The sequence below is a fragment of the Fuerstiella sp. genome (assembly GCA_022447225.1).
Lineage (GTDB): Bacteria > Planctomycetota > Planctomycetia > Planctomycetales > Planctomycetaceae > S139-18.
Genome location: JAKVAZ010000011.1, coordinates 169,661 through 189,174 on the forward strand (window position 1 = coordinate 169,661; position 19,514 = coordinate 189,174).

The following is a 19,514-nucleotide window of genomic DNA, read 5'->3' on the forward strand; positions in this document are numbered from 1 at the left end:
ACTCCTGATTCAGAAACATTTTTCCGGTGACAGGACGCTGATTAGAGTGACTAAGTTCCCCTCAGATTCTGAGCAGACTGTTCAATCGAATGCTGTTGCCGAGATGGCGCAGCAGCTGACAGATTTGTTTCGGGAACTACGATCGGTCGCTGTTGCCTGGTCCGGCGGGGTTGACAGTGCTGTTGTTGCCAAAGCGGCTGCACTTGCTCTACAGGAACAAGCGGTGGCTGTGACTGCAGTGAGTCCTTCTCTGGCCGAGGTGGAACGGCGTGGTGCGGCGCAGGAAGCCCGGACAATTGGTATTCGGCAAATCGAAATCTGTACCCAGGAATTCGGGCGTGACGAATATCGTCGCAATGCCGGCGACCGGTGTTTTTTCTGCAGGGATACTCTGTATTCGCTGATGGCTGAAAGGCTGCAGAGTCTGGGAGTGGAAGTTCTGGTCAACGGTGCCAATATGGATGATCTGGGAGATTATCGGCCTGGAATGGAGGCAGCAAAACAGCACCGTGTCCGAAGTCCGTTGATTGAACTTGGGATTGACAAAACAGGTGTCCGTCAGCTTGCTCGCTACTGGAATCTGAGCGTGGCAGACAAGCCCGCATCTCCTTGTCTTAGCAGCCGGATTGCATATGGAGTTGAAGTGACAGAGGAACGTGTTCGTCGTATCGAGCTGGCGGAAGCCTGTGTACGCAGACTGACCGGGATTCGGGAATTTCGTGTTCGGTGTGAGAGTGGAGACCTTGCACGTATCGAAGTTCCTGTGACGCAACTAATCAGACTGGTGGAGGACCAAGTCCGGAGTAAGCTCGTTTCGGAACTGACTGCACTGGGCTTCAGTAACGTCACTCTGGACCTTCAGGGGTTTCGCAGTGGTAGTTTGAATGCCGCGCTTGTGCAGTTAGCTGAACCGTGATTCAAATGATTTCAACAAATTCTCTTTGATGCTGTCGACTAAACTTCCGGTCCGATTGTGGTAAGTCGCAGGACCCGTTTGAGTTCAAAAATAGAGTGATCCTCTCGAATACGACAGCGGACGGCACCGGTTGATCGTCACAGAAGGCTTACCACATTTTTCAGGCCAGCAGAGCAGGATTGATCTCGTGGACCAGGTACGTAACTGACCTTGGTCCCTGGTGCGCAGTTGCCGTTAAAACGAAAGTTGACCGGTATGTTCTGAAATGTTTGTTTGGACTTTTTTTCTCTGTGAGTCTGAACGTGACGCGAACCTTAAGAACCACTTTAGTGTTGTCCATTTGTTAATGGCTCTAAATTCCGGTGATGAGATTTTTTCCATGCATCAGGACAATTTGATCTGTACGACAGTCCATCAACCGGCAGATCCTGCCGGATGTATCAGTGTCAAATCAGGATGTCTCGACACCTTTCCGGAGTTTGTCCTATAAGAACGATATCGCGATATTCCAACACGCAGTCACCGTGCTGAAATGTCGAGTCAGGGTTTTCAGCATAGTTGATCGGGCCGTGCTTTTTTGAATGACGGGTCTGATTCTGTCTGTTCGAACTTTCATTATGGATGCTGACGATGTTCGTTCGTGCATACTGTCTGTTATCTGTGTGTGTGCTGCTCGCAACTGGTTGCCGGACTTCCTCCCTGGGGGTGTTGCCATGGACCGATGATTCCTCACTTCCGCAGATGACCAAAGGACAACTCAATCAGTTCGGCGACGGAGTCGCATCCGATCGTGATGCGGTCGACGATGTCACTCAAACGGCGTCCGGAAAGTCAGATGTTTCCTCAGGTCCGGCAGACGATATTTCGACCGAGCGAAGAACAGGTCGCATTGAAGCACGGTTGCGCCGCGGACAGGAAGCAATTGCTCAGGCCGGTGGTAGTCGTGAAGCTTCGGCCATGCTGTCCGAAGCGACTTCTTCCTTCCGTGATGTACTCAGGATCGATCCCAATAACGCAGATGCCTTTCATGGGCTTGCCGTTGTGTCGGATCTGAATGAAGACTGGGACCTGGCGGACATAAACTACAAACGAGCCCTGGCGATGCGGCCTGATGATGTTCGACTGTTGAACGATCAGGGATATTCGTATTTACTTCAGAATCGTTTTCATGAGGCCTCACGGTATCTGAATCGTGTGCTGGAGATCTCACCAAACCACGAAAAGGCACATGTTAACCTGGCGATTCTTGATATTCGTCGCGGTAACCGAGACGCAGCACTCGTCTGCCTGGAGCGAGTTTATGCCCCTGCAAAGGCCAGGGATTCGCTGGTTGCTTTAATCGAACAGCATCGGCCCTTAATGTCGGCCACGATCCATGCCCGTCCCCCGGTTCTCTCACATAACTCCAACTCGTTGAGTCTCCAGGGACCCGGATCACACAATTCGACCCAATTGCTTCACGGTCGTTACATCAGTGGACCTTCGGATGTCAGCCGGACACAACTACAGCCCGTTGGTAAAATGGGTCTGATTCAGACTCAGTCCTCAGTTCGGAATATAGGAGCAGAAGAGGTAAACACGACTCCAAATCGGGTTTTTCAGGCGGCGATACAGCAGACGGTTGAGCAGACAGCCAAACAGGATTTCCGGTCACCGCTGGATTCGGCACGTTCTATCGGGGTTCGGTTTAAACTTCCCCCGGGACACCAAAATATGAGACCTCCACTGCCTGCTTCTGCGAATGTCTATAACGGGAATTCTGTATCCTCCGGCGGTCTGATTCCTCAGCCGGATCGGGAACACAGGATTGGAACCGTGTCCACCATGTCGGACACTGATTATCAAAACGTTGTTTACGGGCAGTCATCGCAGTATCAGGCACTTCAACAACAGCAACCTGTCTTGCAGCAGCCGACCGTTTTGTCCCGTGACAATCAGCAGCCAGGCTCCGGGCCTTACACCGCTGCAGCTAAAGCCGGAATCAGCGGCTCTCAATCACAGATGCATGTACCGATGTCGGGACAGTCCTCACGTGGTTCGTCAGACGTGGGGTCGCATTTGTCTCTCAAGAGGCCGTACAACAGTTCTGGTCCATTGCCTGCGGGTTCATACGGGGACGTCACATCAACGGGGATCAATCGGGGCGTCTCCGCACCGGGAATGACAAATATGCCTTCAGGAATCAATGGCTATCCTGAGGGATCAACGCAGCCCGGTGCATTAAATTCAAAAGGATCACATCAGGGTACGGCAAATCCATCTGTCAGGACGAATGTGATCGCCACTACCGGAAACCAACCTCCGTTCAATGGTGGTCGGGCTCCGGCCGGCTATCAAAACCAGCCCTCGGGGGCATCCGGGATACAGCCCGCAGCAGCTCATGCTGCCTCTCTGACGCCACCCTACTTCAGTCCTTCTCCGGTGCCGGGTGCCGAGTACCGGGAACCGGGTTCTTTCGCGACGCCACTGGATGAGTATCGTGCGGCTCGTCAGCAACTGGATAATGAATATCACCAGACGCTGCAGACACTCCGTGAGTCACGGGGGGGACGTTCCTTTCAATAAGAGAGACCGGTACGCCACCTGACGGACGTGAATCGGCATTGTTTCATAAATTCGATGACGTTACTTGAGGTGCCTTTAGGGAGTGGCCGACCACTATGTGGTTCGTACTTCACTCAGGCCGTTTAGAATACAGGGCCTCCTCTCGTTACGCTGTTTCCACCGAACAGTCTCGAACCACAAAGCGTCCGAAGTCCGCGGATGATCCCGACCGGAAGCTCGTACGGCTGACCGGAGGGCTAAACAGATTGAGTCCGTAGGGAATTACGTAAGTATCACCCCATCCGTAAGGCGTTGTCTGGTCAACGGCTTGACCGGGGTTCCCCTCAGTTCGAGGCATGCAGCCACAGATCATGATTGTGAGGATGAGTTACTTGAAAATTTGGCATTGGTGGCACTTCGTCCGCCTTCCGGTCCGATGATCGTTGATACAGCGAATTCACCTCCACCCAGCAGACTGGCCGGATGGGCGTTCGTTGTGACCAGCGTTGGCACTGAAAGGAGGCTGACTGTCCCGTTTGTCTCCAACCATCTGATAAAGGACTGGATCTGTGCCTCTCCTGAGGTCTTGTCTTCCTGTTCAGGAGCACAAGACTTTTTCTTTTGCTATCCTGTCTGCTGAAACTTTTGATGGTCCGATGTATCGATCCGGTGTTACTTACCGGATTGGACACCACAGTAATCAGGCAGGTCTTATGAAGATTGTTCGATATCTACAACAGGACGGCACGGTGGTGCTGGGACAGCAGCACGATGATGGATCGGTCACTCGTCTTGAGGGTGATCTTTACGGGGAATTGAAAGACACCGGACAGAGTGTTTCCGGCAAGCTTCAGGCACCCGTCCACCCGGTCGACATCCTGTGTATCGGGTTGAACTATCGCCGGCACGCTGAAGAAGGCAAGTCTCCAATTCCGGAATATCCGGTACTGTTCATGAAGAACAGCTCAGCTGTGCAGAATCCTGAAGATCCGATTGTGCTGCCTCGGCGATTGAAGAGTGAGCGGGTCGACTACGAATGCGAGCTTGCTGTGGTCATCGGAAAAACATGTCACAATGTTTCCAAAGCAGATGCTCTTGAACATGTACTGGGATATACCTGCGCGAATGACGTCAGTGCTCGTGACTGGCAGAAGGAATACGGTGGAGGTCAGTGGTGTCGCGGCAAAACGTTTGCCACGTTTTGCCCGCTGGGACCGTGTCTTGTGACAGCCGACGAAATCCCCGATCCTAACACGCTCAGCATCCGGACGATCCTGAATGGTGAGGTAATGCAGGACTGGAATACGGACGACATGATCTTTGATATTCCCACGCTTATCGAATTTCTGAGTGGCAGCACTGTTTTGTCACCAGGGACCGTTATTCTGACGGGTACTCCACATGGAGTGGGAATGGCTCGCAATCCGCCGGTACTGCTTAAGGATGGTGATTCTGTCACGATTGAAATTGAAAAGATCGGTCGGTTGACGAATCCTGTCGTGGAGGAGCGCGTCTAGAGATCTTGTCTCTTGTCGGTCCGTTCAATGCTGTTGAGGACTTCGCCACCGTTGTTTCCGGTTCGTGTCATGCTTTGAGGGGCAGGTGACGGCATGACTGATACCAGTCGATGCTTTTGCATTAACCGGTGGAATACGTCGATTCCCCGAACGGGAGCCTTTCATCGGTGTTGCGGCCAGAGGGCTTACAGTGATAACACAAGTCCAGGAGGTCGAACATGCTGTCAGTGATTGTGCCCGTCCTCAATGAGGAACACAGCCTCGACCAGCTGTGGGAAGAAATTCGTGCTGCCGCCGGTGAAGCTGTCGACAGCTTCGAAGTTATTTTTATTGACGACGGTTCCACTGACAGGTCCTGGAGTGTTATCACCCGTCTTGCTGCATCTGATCAAAGGATTTCGGGCATTCGCCTCCGGCGGAATTTTGGAAAAGCGGCTGCTTTGACGGCCGGAATGCGTGCTGCTGAGGGTGATTTAATTCTGATGATGGATGCTGATTTGCAGGACGATCCTGCCGAAATGTCTGCGTTTCTCGAAAAATTGAATGACGGATTTGACGTTGTCAATGGCTGGAAACAGCGTCGTCTGGATCCTTGGCACAAAGTTTATCCCAGTCGTGTGTTCAACTGGATGGTGAGTCGTCTGACCGGGCTGCAGCTTCACGACCACAATTGTGGTCTAAAGATGTTTCGGGAAGACGTAGCAGCTGAACTCAAGATCTACGGAGAACTCCACCGATTTATTCCGGTTTTGGCATTTGCACGTGGATTTCGAGTTGCAGAATTACCGGTGCATCATCGAGCTCGGCAGCACGGTTACTCCAAATATGGCGTGCGACGTTTTCTACGCGGTTTGCTGGATCTGCTCACGGTGACGTTTCTGATCAGCTTTGGCCGTCGTCCTCAGCATGCCCTGGGAGCGGTTGGTATCTTTTTTTTCGGAATCGGAGCCCTGGGACTGACGTGGCTGGGCGCCCTGTGGTTTTTGATGAATGTTGCGGGTTTTCTGCCGGTTGAGACGATAGGCAGTCGGCCACTTCTTGCGTACAGCGTTGCCGCTACTCTGTTGGGGGGACAGGCATTGTCGCTTGGATTCCTGGCCGAACTCATTGTGGCTTACAACGGCAGTAGTCACGATTCTTACAGTGTGGCAGAGCGATGCCGTGCAGGTCATGGTGAGAATAGCGACGCGGTTGACGATTCGGGGACAACCAACAACGGTGAATTGTCGAGTTAGTTTCAGTTCGTCACCAGCGATCCAAATTGTCACTGTGTCACTTTGTAAAGGCGAATCGGTGTCCAGTATTTGGGTGCTTCCGACAGGTCGGAGGACATCAGATCTTCTGAGCCAGGCCAGTCAGAAATATTGTCTTGATCCTGTTTCTGCATCCTGTCCCACAGTCTGTGGGCGAGGTCAATCGGGCTGCTGAGCACACCACACTCTTCCAGTGTTTTCAGACGCGCCGGAGTCACATATTCGGTGTATCCGTAGTTGCCATACCTGCGGTAGCGCAGGATCTCCGCCCAGTTTACATAGACATGTGTTATTCCTCTTTCCCGAAATACCTGACGTACTTCAGCTGCGGACAGCATTCTTCGTTCTCTCGACCAGTAACGGTCGTCCGATTTATCGGCTGTCCACAGTTCGAAGAGTGATTCATCAAACACCGTATTGTAAAATACGGGGATCTGAAGATCGAAGACTTCAGCTTCCCCGATCATCAGGATGCGTTCCTCGGGGGACAATTGTGAGTTCAGCAGTTGAATGTCCGGACGAATTGGTAGCTGGCGTGCCGCTGGAAGGTCCAGTAGTCCAACCTGCCGGCCCGGCAGTCCGGTTCGCCAGATTTGCAGGTTGAACAGACTACAGCCGGTTAAACAAAGTATCAGCAAACCCCGCCAGGACATGTTTGAAAACATTGTCCATGAAGCACCGGCCAGAACTGCTATGACCGGAATTACGGGAATCCAGAACCGATCGATTCGGTGAGTCAGTGCCCACCACGTGACCAGCATCCAAACCACCATCAACCACATCCATCGCGACGGTTGATGTTTCTGCAGTGTCAGAATCGTTGGAACCGCAAGGCCGAATAAAAGTGCACTGGTCCAGTCGTTTAACGCTACAACGCTCCACAGGTAACCCGGGATGTTTGCCGGCAGGTGTTCGGAGGCAGAGTGAGCGTTTTTCCACTTTACATCCATCCGGGGTGACCAGTCTTCGGATCCAAACACACTGTACAACAGTGGATAGACGGGATTTCCCGTGTTCACTGCATTGCGAATCAGCCAGGGGCCTGCGGTCAGCACGACCCCGGTGCAGAACAGTAATACTGTTGGCAAGAACAGACGCTGCTGTCTTCGCGCTGACCAGAAAAGTATCAGACCCACCGGAATCACCACGGAAACGATTCCTGGATACTTAGCAGCCATGGCGCTTCCAGCCAGAAGACCGGTGATCAGGGTCATTCTCCGCCGTACTGACGGGGCGGATTCGGAACACGTGATCAGTCCACACATTACCGTCAACATCATAAAACAGGTAGCGGCCCCCTCTGCATATGCGACGACCGAGATACGCAGCGTCCAGGGGACGGAAATGTAGACAATTGCAGCGACCAGGCCCGCAGTAACACCAAACCATCGCTGTCCGGTGGCAAAAACACAAATCGTCGTCAACAGCTGAAAACCTGCCAGGACGACTTTTGCAGAAATTGCGCCATCGTCCCAGTTGCCGGTCAGAACCATGGCGTCCAGAGTCAGCATTTCACTGAGAAAGGGAAAGTTCGTGTAAACGTTATGTTCCAGGAACGTCATGCATCCGTTCTGAAACCATTCTTTAGGACCCTGCAGATGGTATTCACGCGAATCAAACTCCCATGGCGGAGTAAAACTGTTTAACAGTACCAGGATCAGGAATGGCAGAGTCACCAGCCCCGCAGCGCCCCAAGCCCATCTGGGAGCAGGTTCGAATGTGGGGCGTACCGATGCTTCCTGTCTAAGATTTGTTCCCTGCATGCGTCGTCGTATTGAACCGACCGCAAGTAAGAAAATGGAAACAACAGCAGGAACCATCAGAGTACCTGATGACAACCATCCCTGAGTACCAATGAGCAGGGTCCACAGACTTTGAGCTGAGAGGCCCACTCCGGCCTGAATGACAAATTTCTCAGAACGTGTCAATGAAGCGGAACTCAGCAGCGTACGAGTGACCGCCATTCCGGTAGCCATCGCGGCAAGGAATACGATAATCGCAATCCGAAAAAATTGCAGGCGTTGAGTGATCAGATGCCACCCGGAATCGACACCCCTGGCTGAGACATGGCTGACGTCAAAGGGGTTGAGCAGAGACGGCACAACGACAATAGCGCCGTTTCCGATTTCGTTCCAAATATCGCTGCGTGAGATCGCGTTGTTTTCCAGATCCTGAGTAAAGAAAACAAACAAAAATCCAATGACCCAGATTGAACAGATCAGCTGACGGATTGGGCTGCGGGATTCGACGGACACCACGATGACTCTCTATGTTTACACTCATTGCAACCGGACGGAAACAGTGTCACAGGATGGACCACAGACGATTTTGCTGCAAGTGTGCGCTGTATGCGACAAACGCTTTCACGTGTGGTGGCGGTTTTACTTCTATCCCGGTGTGGTACGTTTGGTTTGGACCAGATTACGGAAAAATGTTTTCCGGTTCTGTTTTGTGTGTTTTCACATTTACGGCGCCTTTGTCAGTTTGTGTCATTCGTGTCAGCGGCAATGTAGATGAAGATCTGTCGGATAGTTTATCCTCACTGGACGGTCCTATGCTTCATTGCAAGACGGTCAACAGAAAACGGCTTCCGAGGTATGCTCGGAAGCCGTTTGCATTCTGAGTTTTTCAACGAGACCGCGGACATAAATCCGGTCGATCCCGCAGTCAGGCCGAATTAGCGAGACAGTCCGAACAGGTCGGCCAGCCCACTGCTATTTTTTACTCTGTAAGAAATGTTGCGAAGACGTGAAGGATAGTACGCCTGTGGTTCTTCCGGTGGAGCCGGTGCCGGGACGGCTTCAGCTTCAGCTTCAGCAGGCGTGCTGTGCTCTGCCGGAGCTGAACCAGCACCGCAGGAGTCGCAGCATCCACTGTCACCACATTCATTGTCACAACATCCGTCCACGATTTCGTATCCGCACTCTTCCAGAGCTTCTTCAGCCTGACGTCGCACACCACGGTCGCAGTCGCCGAGTGCACATGTCAGAGCAGAAATTACTTCCGGGCAGCAGCAGCAATGGTTATCACGAAGCTGGTCGCCGATTTCGTCGGCAGCCTTTTCACGCACTTTTTCATCTGTGTCGTTTAATCCGTAGATGAATGCCTTCATGATTTCCGGGTGGCAGGCGCAGTCATATATATCACCCAGGTCGTGCAGCGCACTACGTCGGTCTTTGGCGTAGCAGGCAGTCATTGACGCATGGATCAGTTTGGCGATATCGCAGCAGTCATCTTGGCTGCAGCAACCTTCGCCACAGCAGTCAGCGGGTGCACTGCATTCAGCGGGTGCACTGCATTCAGCGGGTGCACTGCATTCAGCGGGAGCACAGCATTCAGCGGGAGCACTGCATTCAGCGGGAGCACTGCATTCAGCGGGTGCACAGCAGTCAGCGGGTGCACAGCAGTCAGCGGGTGCACAGCAGTCAGCGGGTGCACAGTTACTATCGCAGCATGGTGGCTTAATGTCCGAACACTTACGCTGATAAGTGTATACATTACTGCTGCATGGGCGAGAAATCGTCGGTTTGCAGCATTCCGGCTGGCAGTCTTCCGCACAGCCACAGCCTTTGTCGCAACCACTGAGTCCGAACAGACCGGCATCAACGGATGCGGTCAGCCCGAACAGTGCGATTGCAGCACTGAACATCCTGATCCAATTCATTGTGTGTCTCCTTTCATGGGACATCGTTCCGTCGACCTTCCGTTGCAGTCGTTTCCGATTCATCGTGAGACCATCTGAGAAGTCAGCTGGTCATTCCCTCGACCTGCTACGAAATTCAGACCTGTGATGGGTCGCATTGATACTCAGATGAGGAAGAATCGGAACCACGTGAAACAGCCGAGGTAAACTTTTCTGTTTCAGGTACGTCAACCCGCTCCGGGTGACGTGCAGTTGCAATTCGAGGGACTGGACGAAATATCGTCCCGCTCTATTCGCCGCTTGAACATCTCAACTCGTTTGTCCGGCGATTACTCGTCCCCGCTTTGAGTTGTTTTGTGCCAATCCGGTAGTTTGGTCAGATTGTTGGCAATCTTCCGGCGACAGATCCCCTACAGACGTTGTCATCCGGTCAAATGGGGTAGTCTGTGGCTGAGTTTCTTACGGAATACGATTGTCAATACTGTAGCGAACGAATCGCGCGGATTCCCACAGCAACCGGTTTAAGGTGTTTGACAGAATACAATACGTCGGGGGGACGATTGATGGTTTTACGAAGCAGATCCGAATCGAAAAGTTTTATTCATTTCGTTGATCTGGGCTGTATGTAACGCCTATGTTTGCTTTGCAGGGAGTATCAGGGGGGAGAGCTTACCCGGGGAGCAAGCATGGCAATCTCGCTGTTTCTGCGTCAGATCACATGTGTAAGTTAATACTCCCGGACCAACGGTCTGTGTTTTCTTTCGATCCGCTAAAACGCGAGCTGATCCCCGTCCGGATTCAGGAGCGGTAGCGACTCAATCACCGGAACCGATGCTGAAGACTCTTAAAATGAGGCCTTCGAAAAGATTCCGCAGCCTTGCGGCATATCGGGTTGAGTTCGGATGTGCCATTTCGCAAAACACAGAAGGGTGATACCCGTCAGAATACTGCCGAGCAATACCCTACTTTCTTTTGCGACGGCTCTTCAGGCAGTCCAGCCCCATCCAGATAACTGCTGCACCGGCTATGATAAAGATGATGTCCGGCACCATCTGCTGACCGAACGGGAATCCCAGAGCCATGTCGGCAATTGATGCAAAAATCATGCAGCCCGCAACAGCTAACGAAGCATAAATCAAATTCTGTGTCACGAGGAAATCTCCAGTTCACATACCGGCCGGCCACCAAAACAGAATAGCTGTCGCATCCTGGCTGCCGACAGTCGAATTGGTCGGTCACATATCAATACCTGACCAGACTGGTCAATCCTGTTCGGAGGACACCACGATCCTGTAGAGCTGCTCAGTCACGAACGTTGCGATGATTTTTAATGCCATCCAGCCAGGTCAGGTATAAGGACGAACATTAGTGGTCAACGCACAGAAAATTTAGGTGCCAGCTGTTTGTGAGGGGATGACAATACACGATCGGTGTGTATGAAGGTGTTCGACGACTATCGGAAGTATAGTGAACTCAATCCAGTCGATGCCAGTGGGAATCGAGGGTTCGGGGCCGCGACGAACGGATGTTGACAGATGGCACGTCAGGCGACATCACGATTTGTCTGTCGGAGGGGGAGTCTGACGCGAAACAGGCTGCCCTGTCCATCTCCGGGACTCAACGGCTCAATCGTTCCCTGATGATCTTCAATAATTCGATGAGTAATACACATGCCCAGTCCGGTTCCCGTTCCGGTCGGCTTTGTCGAATAAAACGGTTCGAACAGTTGAGCCATCGTTTCCTCTGACATCCCACAGCCATCGTCCTCGATTTCAATCACAACCCAGTCGCACTGTTCAACCAGTCGGATATCAACCCGTCCGCCAGGTTTAGTTGCCTGCAGAGCGTTGAAGATCAGATTCAGCAGCACCTGTTTGATCTGTGCTGCGTTCATCATCACTAAAAGCGGTTTCGTTCGTTCGAAGGTGATTTCTCGATCACGATAGGTGGGCATCGGGCGTACCATCGCCAGCACTGTTTGCACAACGCCGGTAATATTGTCGACGCGGGCAGTAGGTTGATCTCCTCGTGAAAAATCCAGAATACGGGCTGTTATGTCTCCGCACCGCGCGGACTCATTGCGAATCATGCTGAGTCGTTGCAGGATCTCGTCCCGATCGGGATCCGTTTCCGGCAGGCTTTCATGTAATCTGTAATCCAGAGTGTCCGCCGCCACCCGAATGATCGACAGAGGATTGTTGATTTCATGAGCGACGCCGGCGGCCAGAAAGCCAAGGCCCGCCAATCGTTCTGAGCGGAGCAGTTGCTGACTACGTTCCCGAACTTTGCGATTCAGGTCGCGTTCTGCATCCTGAAACCGATCCGCCATCAGGTTGACATTGGTTCGCAGCAAAGAAAATTCGTCCTTCCAGCGTGACACGGGTGGGATCCTGAAATTTGGATCTCCTTCCGCGATCCGGGATGCTCCACTGGTAATTTCCTGGAGTGGATTAGAGACCCACCGAAATCCACAATACCACATAACGATAATTGAGATCATGGTTCCGGCAGCGATGGCACCCAGGGCAATCAGCAGTCGCCTCGACAATTTTTTCTCTTTTTCCAGAGACCGGGTGAGGTACTTTGGATCCTGATATGCAGGCAAATTTCGCACCTTACCGTGGAGTGTGTCTACAACAGTCCTTACCTGCTTACGGAATTGATGAAGTTGACCGGCCTGTACTTCTTTACCAGCGTTTGTAACGTCTGTCAGCCCGCGCCCCATATGATACAGTCGCAGAAGGTGTCCTCCGATTTTGTTCAGGTGTTTGAGGAAGATGGGCCGTTGTCTGATCAGCATACGGGATTCGTCAGTCGGTCTGAGCTTCATGTCTTCGACGCGGACTCGAAACCTGTCCAGTGCATTCCGACTGTTCTGCACAGCCTTGTCAAACCGCAACTGCAGGCTGAAGACACCATCCGGATCGGGTGAGTCGATCTGGATATTTGCACTGGAGTCGATTTCAAAAAAAGATCGGACCAATTCATTTCGGTCCGGGCCTTTTTCAAGGACGTATTCCAGTTCGTCGATTTTCTGCTGATGCCAGATCAGACCAATGGCGCCAACACTTGCCAGAGCAATCGACAGCGATAACGCCAAAGAAAACCCTGTAATCAGTCGCCGATGGATATTCCTCAGAAAAAACACGTTGACCTCCATGCCTCACGCGCGGGCCAGTCTGGCACTGGCTGCAGGTCATATACAATTCGGACCGGTTCGACCAGCCCCAAATTTCCGGCAGCCGGTCACCGTCGTTCGAATCCAGCCGGTCGGACAGAGTCGTTCTTGGCTCCGTCGCTTCCACGAACAATACCGCGAACTCCCAGCAATTCGGGGTGTCGAGCGATCTTGTCACTGAAGACCTGCAGGTCTGAGATGACCGGTTTCAGATTCTGCAGCAGCAGATCGAGTGAATTCGCCGTGCGATCCAGGTTCTGATACATAGACGGATCTGTCAGAAGTTTGTTTAAACTTCCGTTTTTTACGTTCATCGAACGCGAAACAGCGGCAAGATCTGACGTCATTTTCTGCACATTGTGTATCGATGAGGCAAGATCGGATACCAGTTGATCGCTTTGACGAGCGAGCGGTTCAACCGTGTTGTTGACTGTTGCAACAGCTGAATCCATACGTTTGATGACGGTTTGAACAGAATACAGTGTTGATTGTGTCTCATGGAGGATCTGTGGCAGTGCCTGCATCGTTCTTTTGAGTTGTCTTCGGTAGTTCGGGTCGTTCAGCAGCGAGCCCGCTGCCGTCAGGGTTTCTTCAGCAGCACTCATTGTTCGTGTGAACTGATGAAGTGCCAGGGTGGTCTGCTCCACCGGGTTGACCCCGTCAGGACCGGCCGACTCCAGCATCCGATTCAGGTTTTCGGCAAGGCGGCTCCACTGTTCACCAGTGTGTTCAAACGAGGAAAGTGTCGCAGAGACTCGCTGTTCGAGCCCGGCAATCACGGCAGTTGCATCCGGCGGACTTTTCCCTGAGATTTGATCTCCTGCTCGCACGGACCGGTTGCCGGACCCGGGTTCGATATCAATGACCGCGTCGCCCAGTAGAGAACGAGTGACCGTTGCTGTGGAATCGGTCGGGAACGAATATCCGGAATCAATTTTTGTGTTCAGGTGCACTCCGTTTCCGTCCGGCATTAGTTCGATTATCTGTACCCGGCCGATCGTTACGCCGCGAAACAGAACCGGAGTTTGAGGAAGGACTCCGGAAGCCGACGGCAATATGATTCCGACATTCATGCCCGGTTTGAACGATTGTCCAATGTCACCAAAACGAAATACCATAATGACGATGACCGCTACGGCCACAATGACCATCAGTCCTACATGAAATTCTCGCCGGGAATCATTCATCTTTCATGATATCCTGCTCTGTGTCAGGCCGCGGCAGATTCGTGGCTGACCGGTGTTCCTGCGGACTGTTCCAGTGCACTGCCGTGAACAAATTCAGAGATGTTTGGATCTGTGGTTCGAAACAATTCCTCTACTGATCCCTCAAACAGAATTTGTGATTCGGCAGTTTGTAGACGGTGGCACGGGGCCAGCATAATCACACGATCGGCGACTCGCTCAACGGTTCTCATATCGTGAGTGACCACGACGCTGCTCATGCTGTGATGTTCCCTGACCGAATCAATCAGGTCATCAATACGTCGGCTGGTCAGTGGATCCAGTCCGGTTGTTGGTTCGTCATAGAACATGACCTGCGGATCAAGTGCCAGTGCACGGGCCAGACCAACACGCTTCTGCATTCCACCTGATAATTCAGCCGGCCGTTTTTTTGTTACGTCACGGTTCAATCCCACGTCATCAAGACGTTGGAGAACTGTATCCTGAATTTCGTCGTCAGTCAGGGATGTGTTTTCACGTAACCCGAATGCCACGTTTTCGAAGATGTTTAGACTGTCGAACAGTGCGGCGCCCTGGAAAAGATAGCCGAACTGCAGTCGCGTTGCCTGTCGGTCTCTCGACGAAAGGTGGTTAACGTCACGTTCGAACCAGAGCACTCTGCCGGAATTCGATGTAAGCAGCTGCATCATGACTTTCATTGTCACGCTTTTACCACAGCCACTTTCGCCGATGATGGCCAGTGATTCTCCACGATGAACCGAGATGCACAGATTGCGCAATACTTCTTGGGATTCGAACCAACAGGAAACGTTTTCCAGGCGAATGGCAGGCAGAGGTGCTTTGTTGTTCACAGAGACACCGCCTGAGGCCAGATTAAATAGTAGGAGGTATTCAGCAGAACGGTGAGAAGGAAATCCAGTCCCAGAATGGCGATAAAAGACAGTACAAACGATTCCGTAGCTGCGCGGCCGACACCTTCCGCTCCTGATCCACAGTGAAAACCGCGGTGGCATGCAATGATCGCAATACTGCAGCCAAAAAAAATGCTTTTGACCAGTCCGGCCATGATGTCCCAGGCTGTTACGAAGTCAATTGCATAAGACCAGTACTGATAGCTGTTGACTCCCAGCATCCGGGTGCTGAATGCCCAGCCCGAGAACATTCCGATGGCGTCACCAAAAGCTGCCAGCAGAGGGATCAGTAGGACACAGGCTATGAATCGGGGAACAACCAGATACCGCAGTGGATCTGCTCCCAACGCTGAGATGGCGCTGATTTGCTCGGTGACACGCATTGTACCCAGTTCTGCCGCCATTGCGGAACCGACCCGACCGGCCAGCATGGTAGCAGCCAGGACCGGTCCCAGCTCAGACACGAGCGTCATCGTGATGATCGCGCCCAGTCTGGATTCCATGTGCAGTAATTTGAACTGGGTGTACGCCTGGACGGCCAGTACCATTCCAATGAATGATCCGGTTACCAGGACGACGGGAACGCTGCGAACCCCAATTTCATACAAAACGGGGAACAGGATCTGGCGTCTCGGCAGACTGCCAAAGAGACGTCTCAATATCGACACCGAGAAAATCGCAAGTGCGCCAGTTTCCTGGAGGAGACTGGTGACAATGCGTCCGATGCCTGAACTGAGTTGAACGGCGGCAGCCTGCATTGGAGCCATCCGTGGCCTGGCGACTGAAAAATCTTACCTTGGTAAAACGCCTTCCGGGATTCACTGGGCTGCGACAGCCGTGACCCTGAGGAATTTTATACGAATTCTGTGAATCAGATCGAGATCAATCATAAGTTCGGATGCTGGAGCCGTTTCAGCTGTTTTGCTGTTGACTCGTTTTGTCACACGGCATCCAGCGATCACGATTGAACCTGGGTCGAATCCGGCGTATTCTGCAGGCTGTTGTCAGTGAAGATTTTGCGGCCAGCCTCGATTGAAACATGTTCACTCCGCATACAGTTGTGCTTTGTGTATACCAGGAATCAACGCTATGAAATTGTATACCATTACTTTTTGTACATTACTGCTGGCTGCCCCGGTTTTAGCTGATGATCCGACTGATGCGGACAAGGCACTAATGGAAGCCGTTCAGGGGGCTGGTGGGCAGGCTATGCAACTGGCAAAGAACGATGCCCGTCTGACCATCGCCTTTCACCTGTCCGACAAGGAAATTAATGATGAAACGCTCGATGTGTTCAAAGACGCAGGTAATGTTTACTCCATTAATCTGCGAGGAACTAAAATCACAGATGCAGGTATTCAAAAACTGTCAGGTTTGAAGGGGCTGACGAGACTCCATCTCGAAAAAACCGAAATTACCGATGACGGACTGGCTCATGTCGCCGGACTGGAGAATCTGGAATACCTTAATGTTTACGGTACCAAAATTACGGATGCCGGATTGGAACACGTTAAAGGACTTACCAATCTCAAAAAACTGTTTGTGTGGCAAACCGGTGTCACCATGGAAGGTGAAGAGCCATTGAAGGAGGCTCTGCAGGGGCTGCAGATCATTCCGGACTTCAAGAAAGAAAAAGAACGTGCACTGATCTCCTCTCGCCGCGCCTACGAAGACGCCGCCAGAGAGGTTACGGACCTGGCTGAGAAGATGCAGGAAACTCTGGCCGATTCCACAGCAGCGGCGACGGCAGCGGAGGAGGCTTCTTCGGCTCTGAAAGCGGCCGAGGAAGATGTTGCAAAGGCAAATGAGTTGAGTGCAAACGCAGAATCTACTGTTTTACAGACCAACACTGCTGTGGAAAAACTCAACGACGACACATCTGCTTCAGAAGAGCTCAAAACGGCTGCACAGGAATCAGCTGCGGCTGCCGCGAAATCTGCGGCGGCAGCCAGGGAATTGGCCGAGAAACTGGGGGCTGTTGTCGCAGAAAAGAAGACTGCGAGCGAAGCGGCATCGAAAGCCTCTGCTGAGGCCAAGACTGCTGCAGATGAGTCGAAGAAGAAGTTTGACGAAACTGTTCAGAAGTCTGTGGATCTGAAGAAGAAGTTTGATGAACTGAGCGCTGCGGAGTGAGTGCATCGGTGCTGCCACCGGGAATCATGGATGTGCAACGTCTCAAGTTAACCAGTTAACTTCACTTCGTCAGCCCGCAGTGACGAAGGAGTGCGTCGACAGTGGGTTCACGTCCGCGGAACTCCCTAAAGATGTCCATGGGGTGACGACTGCCCCCCTGTGCCAGAACTGTGTCACGGAATCGTCTGCCGGTTTCCGCGACGGCAGTTTCGTCGTCCAGCCCGGCATCCTCAAAGGCTCCGAATGCGTCAGCACTGAGCACTTCAGCCCACTTGTAGCTGTAGTATCCGGCTGAATATCCACCGGAAAAAATATGCTGGAACGAACAAAGGAATCGATTCTCCGGCAATACCGGCATTGATGACGTTGCCTCCGAGATCTTTTGAAATACATCAAATGCAGTTTCACTGCCGTCCGGATCAAATGAGGAATGAAGTTCAATGTCTGTCATGCCAAACAGTAGCTGACGCAGCATCGCGGTGGCGGCACGGTAAGTCCGTGCCGCACAGATTCTTTCAAAGAGTTCTTCCGGCAGCGTCTCACCTGATTCATGATGTACAGCCATACCCAGCAACGTTGGTCGATGATAACACCAGTTTTCCATGAACTGACTGGGTAATTCCACGGCATCCCACTCCACTCCACTGATTCCTGCTGCGTCACGGTCATCAATCACAGTCAACATGTGCTGAAGGCCGTGCCCGAATTCATGGAACAGCGTTTCGACTTCTCGAAAGGTCATGAGTGACGGCACGTTGCCTACCGGCGGTGTGCCGTTACAGATCAGATGGGCGATTGGAAGCCGCGCTTGTGACGGAGTTACCGATCGTGTGATGCAGTCATTCATCCATGCTCCGCCTCGCTTGTTTTCAGGACGCGAGTAGGGATCCAGATAGAACGCAGCGATGTATTCACTCTTTTCATTCCTGATTTCATAGTAGCGGACGTCATCGTGCCACCGCGGCGCTTTTTTGTCTGTTCTGACGACGGAGATTCCGAACAGTCGTTCGCATAAATCAAAGAGTCCGCTGAGCACTCGATCCAGTGAAAAATATGGTCGCAGTTCTTCGTCGGTGAAAGCAAAGCGTTCTTCACGCAGGCGTTCGGCCCAAAAAGGCAGGTCCCAGTGCGCCAGTGGACCTTCATGGCCGTGACCGTTTGCGTATCTTGTTATTTCGTCCAGTTCCTGCTGCCCTTTTTCGAGTGACTTTGTCAGGAGCTGTTGGAACATGGCATCAACACGATCGACTGTTCCGGCCATCTTTCGTGACAGACTGAGCTCTGCGTAGTTGTTGAATCCCAGAAGTTTCGCCTGGAGATTCCTCAGCTTCAGGATCTCGGCGATTAACGGTTCATTATTTAATTCTCCGTCTGACGCCCGGCTGATCCAGGCACGATAGACGATCTCGCGGAGGTCCCGGTTGCGGCAGTGTTCCATAAAAGGTCCGAATGAAGGTGCATCAAGCGTGATGCGCCATGGTCCAGACTCAGGTGTCGCTTCCTGTCCTTTGTTTTCCGCTGCCTGAGACCAGGCAGCGGCTGCCATTCTGCGGAAGCTGTCCGGAAGTCCCTCTGCATCTTCGGATTCAGTGAGATCCCGGTGGAAGGCTTTGATGGAATCGAGAACATGATTAGCGAAATCAGACCCCAGTTGAGAGAGTCGTTTCTGGCTCCTGTTGAATTCATTTTTGTCTCGGGGATCCAGTCCGATCCCCGAGAGTTCTGCATTTTGAATGGCCAGCGTGATAATCCGTTGCCGACATGCCGAGAGTTCGTTCCAGGTGTCGCCATCACGAAGACAGCACATTTGCTGATAGAGCGGCTGACTTTGCGCGATTCGCAGGCCAAACTCGACTACCGCCGGTAAAACAGTTTCGTGTGCCTGCCGAAGTTCATCACTGTTGACCACACTCAACAGGTGTCCAACAGCATTCCAGCCATATTCGTAAAGCAGGTCAATTTTTTCCAGCGGATTCATCAGGCTGTCCCACCCCCTGGCAGGTTGCTTTTCCAGCGAAGTGAGTAGTTGTTCCGCCCGCCTGAGCATTTCTGTGATTCCCGACTCCACATGACCTGGCTGAATTGCATCGTAGCTCGGAATTCCTGATGTCCGCAGGATTGGATTGTCTGAATGTTCTAACGCCATAGTTAAACCATTGAATTAAATTCATAAGTACGATTGAAATGCCGCGGGTTATTACGGGCGATTACGAAATTATAATGTTGTACCGTCGT

The 19,514-nt window shown here is 52.2% G+C and carries 14 protein-coding genes; 5 read left to right on the plus strand and 9 right to left on the minus strand.

Annotation, left to right across the window (positions count from 1 at the left end; genetic code table 11):
- Positions 1–46 precede the first annotated feature (46 nt).
- Both larE and MK110_13850 read left to right on the plus strand, forming a co-directional pair.
- Positions 47–916: an ATP-dependent sacrificial sulfur transferase LarE gene (gene larE / locus MK110_13845; GenBank protein MCH2212382.1), complete on the plus strand. Its 870-nt coding sequence runs from the start codon at positions 47–49 to the stop codon at positions 914–916.
- A gap of 630 nt (positions 917–1,546) precedes the next feature.
- Complete coding sequence (locus MK110_13850) at positions 1,547–3,481, plus strand: hypothetical protein (GenBank protein ID MCH2212383.1); 1,935 nt, start codon at positions 1,547–1,549, stop codon at positions 3,479–3,481.
- Between the two features lie 145 nt (positions 3,482–3,626).
- Here MK110_13850 and MK110_13855 read toward each other — a convergent pair whose 3' ends face one another.
- On the minus strand, positions 3,627–3,818 hold the full coding sequence (locus tag MK110_13855) for a hypothetical protein (protein ID MCH2212384.1): 192 nt from the start codon (positions 3,816–3,818) through the stop codon (positions 3,627–3,629).
- Positions 3,819–4,173: 355 nt separating this feature from the next.
- Here MK110_13855 and MK110_13860 point away from each other — a divergent pair, with 355 nt between their 5' ends.
- Positions 4,174–4,977, plus strand: a complete 804-nt coding sequence (locus tag MK110_13860; protein MCH2212385.1) for a fumarylacetoacetate hydrolase family protein — start codon at positions 4,174–4,176, stop codon at positions 4,975–4,977.
- A 218-nt stretch (positions 4,978–5,195) separates the two neighbouring features.
- Positions 5,196–6,212, plus strand: a complete 1,017-nt coding sequence (locus MK110_13865) for a glycosyltransferase family 2 protein (protein ID MCH2212386.1) — start codon at positions 5,196–5,198, stop codon at positions 6,210–6,212.
- Between the two features lie 29 nt (positions 6,213–6,241).
- On the opposite strand, the gene MK110_13870 is transcribed toward MK110_13865, so the two are convergent.
- The 7 genes from MK110_13870 to MK110_13900 form a co-directional block, all read right to left on the minus strand.
- Positions 6,242–8,485 (minus strand): glycosyltransferase family 39 protein, encoded by a 2,244-nt coding sequence (locus tag MK110_13870; protein ID MCH2212387.1) that lies wholly within the window; start codon positions 8,483–8,485, stop codon positions 6,242–6,244.
- A gap of 422 nt (positions 8,486–8,907) precedes the next feature.
- Positions 8,908–9,426 (minus strand): HEAT repeat domain-containing protein, encoded by a 519-nt coding sequence (locus MK110_13875; protein ID MCH2212388.1) that lies wholly within the window; start codon positions 9,424–9,426, stop codon positions 8,908–8,910.
- 1,409 nt (positions 9,427–10,835) lie between these two features.
- On the minus strand, positions 10,836–11,024 hold the full coding sequence (locus MK110_13880) for a hypothetical protein (protein MCH2212389.1): 189 nt from the start codon (positions 11,022–11,024) through the stop codon (positions 10,836–10,838).
- 392 nt (positions 11,025–11,416) lie between these two features.
- A complete protein-coding gene (locus MK110_13885; GenBank protein MCH2212390.1) occupies positions 11,417–13,021 on the minus strand; it encodes a HAMP domain-containing histidine kinase in 1,605 nt (534 codons plus the stop codon).
- Positions 13,022–13,119: 98 nt separating this feature from the next.
- Complete coding sequence (locus tag MK110_13890; GenBank protein MCH2212391.1) at positions 13,120–14,238, minus strand: MlaD family protein; 1,119 nt, start codon at positions 14,236–14,238, stop codon at positions 13,120–13,122.
- Positions 14,239–14,261: 23 nt separating this feature from the next.
- Positions 14,262–15,086, minus strand: coding sequence for an ATP-binding cassette domain-containing protein (locus MK110_13895; protein MCH2212392.1), 825 nt, complete (start codon positions 15,084–15,086; stop codon positions 14,262–14,264).
- The gene (locus tag MK110_13900) at positions 15,083–15,904 is read right to left on the minus strand and encodes an ABC transporter permease (protein ID MCH2212393.1); all 822 of its coding nucleotides are present in this window, start codon (positions 15,902–15,904) and stop codon (positions 15,083–15,085) included. Before MK110_13900 ends, MK110_13895 begins: the two co-directional genes overlap by 4 nt.
- Positions 15,905–16,235: 331 nt before the next feature.
- Between MK110_13900 and MK110_13905 the strand changes: the two genes are divergently transcribed.
- On the plus strand, positions 16,236–17,279 hold the full coding sequence (locus MK110_13905) for a hypothetical protein (protein MCH2212394.1): 1,044 nt from the start codon (positions 16,236–16,238) through the stop codon (positions 17,277–17,279).
- Between the two features lie 61 nt (positions 17,280–17,340).
- Here the strand turns inward: MK110_13905 and MK110_13910 are convergent, their stop codons facing one another.
- Positions 17,341–19,425 carry a M3 family metallopeptidase gene (locus MK110_13910; GenBank protein MCH2212395.1) on the minus strand — a complete coding sequence of 695 codons (2,085 nt, stop codon included), beginning with the start codon at positions 19,423–19,425 and terminating at the stop codon, positions 17,341–17,343.
- Positions 19,426–19,514 lie beyond the last annotated feature (89 nt).

What these genes read in the sequence shown, in the direction of transcription:
- MK110_13865 (MCH2212386.1), top strand. Translation starts at nt 5,196, where the DNA reads ATGCTGTCAGTGATTGTGCCCGTCCTCAATGAGGAACACAGCCTCGAC.
- MK110_13890 (MCH2212391.1), bottom strand. Translation starts at nt 14,238, where the DNA reads ATGAATGATTCCCGGCGAGAATTTCATGTAGGACTGATGGTCATTGTG.
- MK110_13910 (MCH2212395.1), bottom strand. Translation starts at nt 19,425, where the DNA reads ATGGCGTTAGAACATTCAGACAATCCAATCCTGCGGACATCAGGAATT.
- MK110_13900 (MCH2212393.1), bottom strand. Translation starts at nt 15,904, where the DNA reads ATGCAGGCTGCCGCCGTTCAACTCAGTTCAGGCATCGGACGCATTGTC.
- MK110_13905 (MCH2212394.1), top strand. Translation starts at nt 16,236, where the DNA reads ATGAAATTGTATACCATTACTTTTTGTACATTACTGCTGGCTGCCCCG.
- MK110_13860 (MCH2212385.1), top strand. Translation starts at nt 4,174, where the DNA reads ATGAAGATTGTTCGATATCTACAACAGGACGGCACGGTGGTGCTGGGA.
- MK110_13850 (MCH2212383.1), top strand. Translation starts at nt 1,547, where the DNA reads ATGTTCGTTCGTGCATACTGTCTGTTATCTGTGTGTGTGCTGCTCGCA.
- MK110_13855 (MCH2212384.1), bottom strand. Translation starts at nt 3,818, where the DNA reads ATGCCTCGAACTGAGGGGAACCCCGGTCAAGCCGTTGACCAGACAACG.
- MK110_13875 (MCH2212388.1), bottom strand. Translation starts at nt 9,426, where the DNA reads ATGACTGCCTGCTACGCCAAAGACCGACGTAGTGCGCTGCACGACCTG.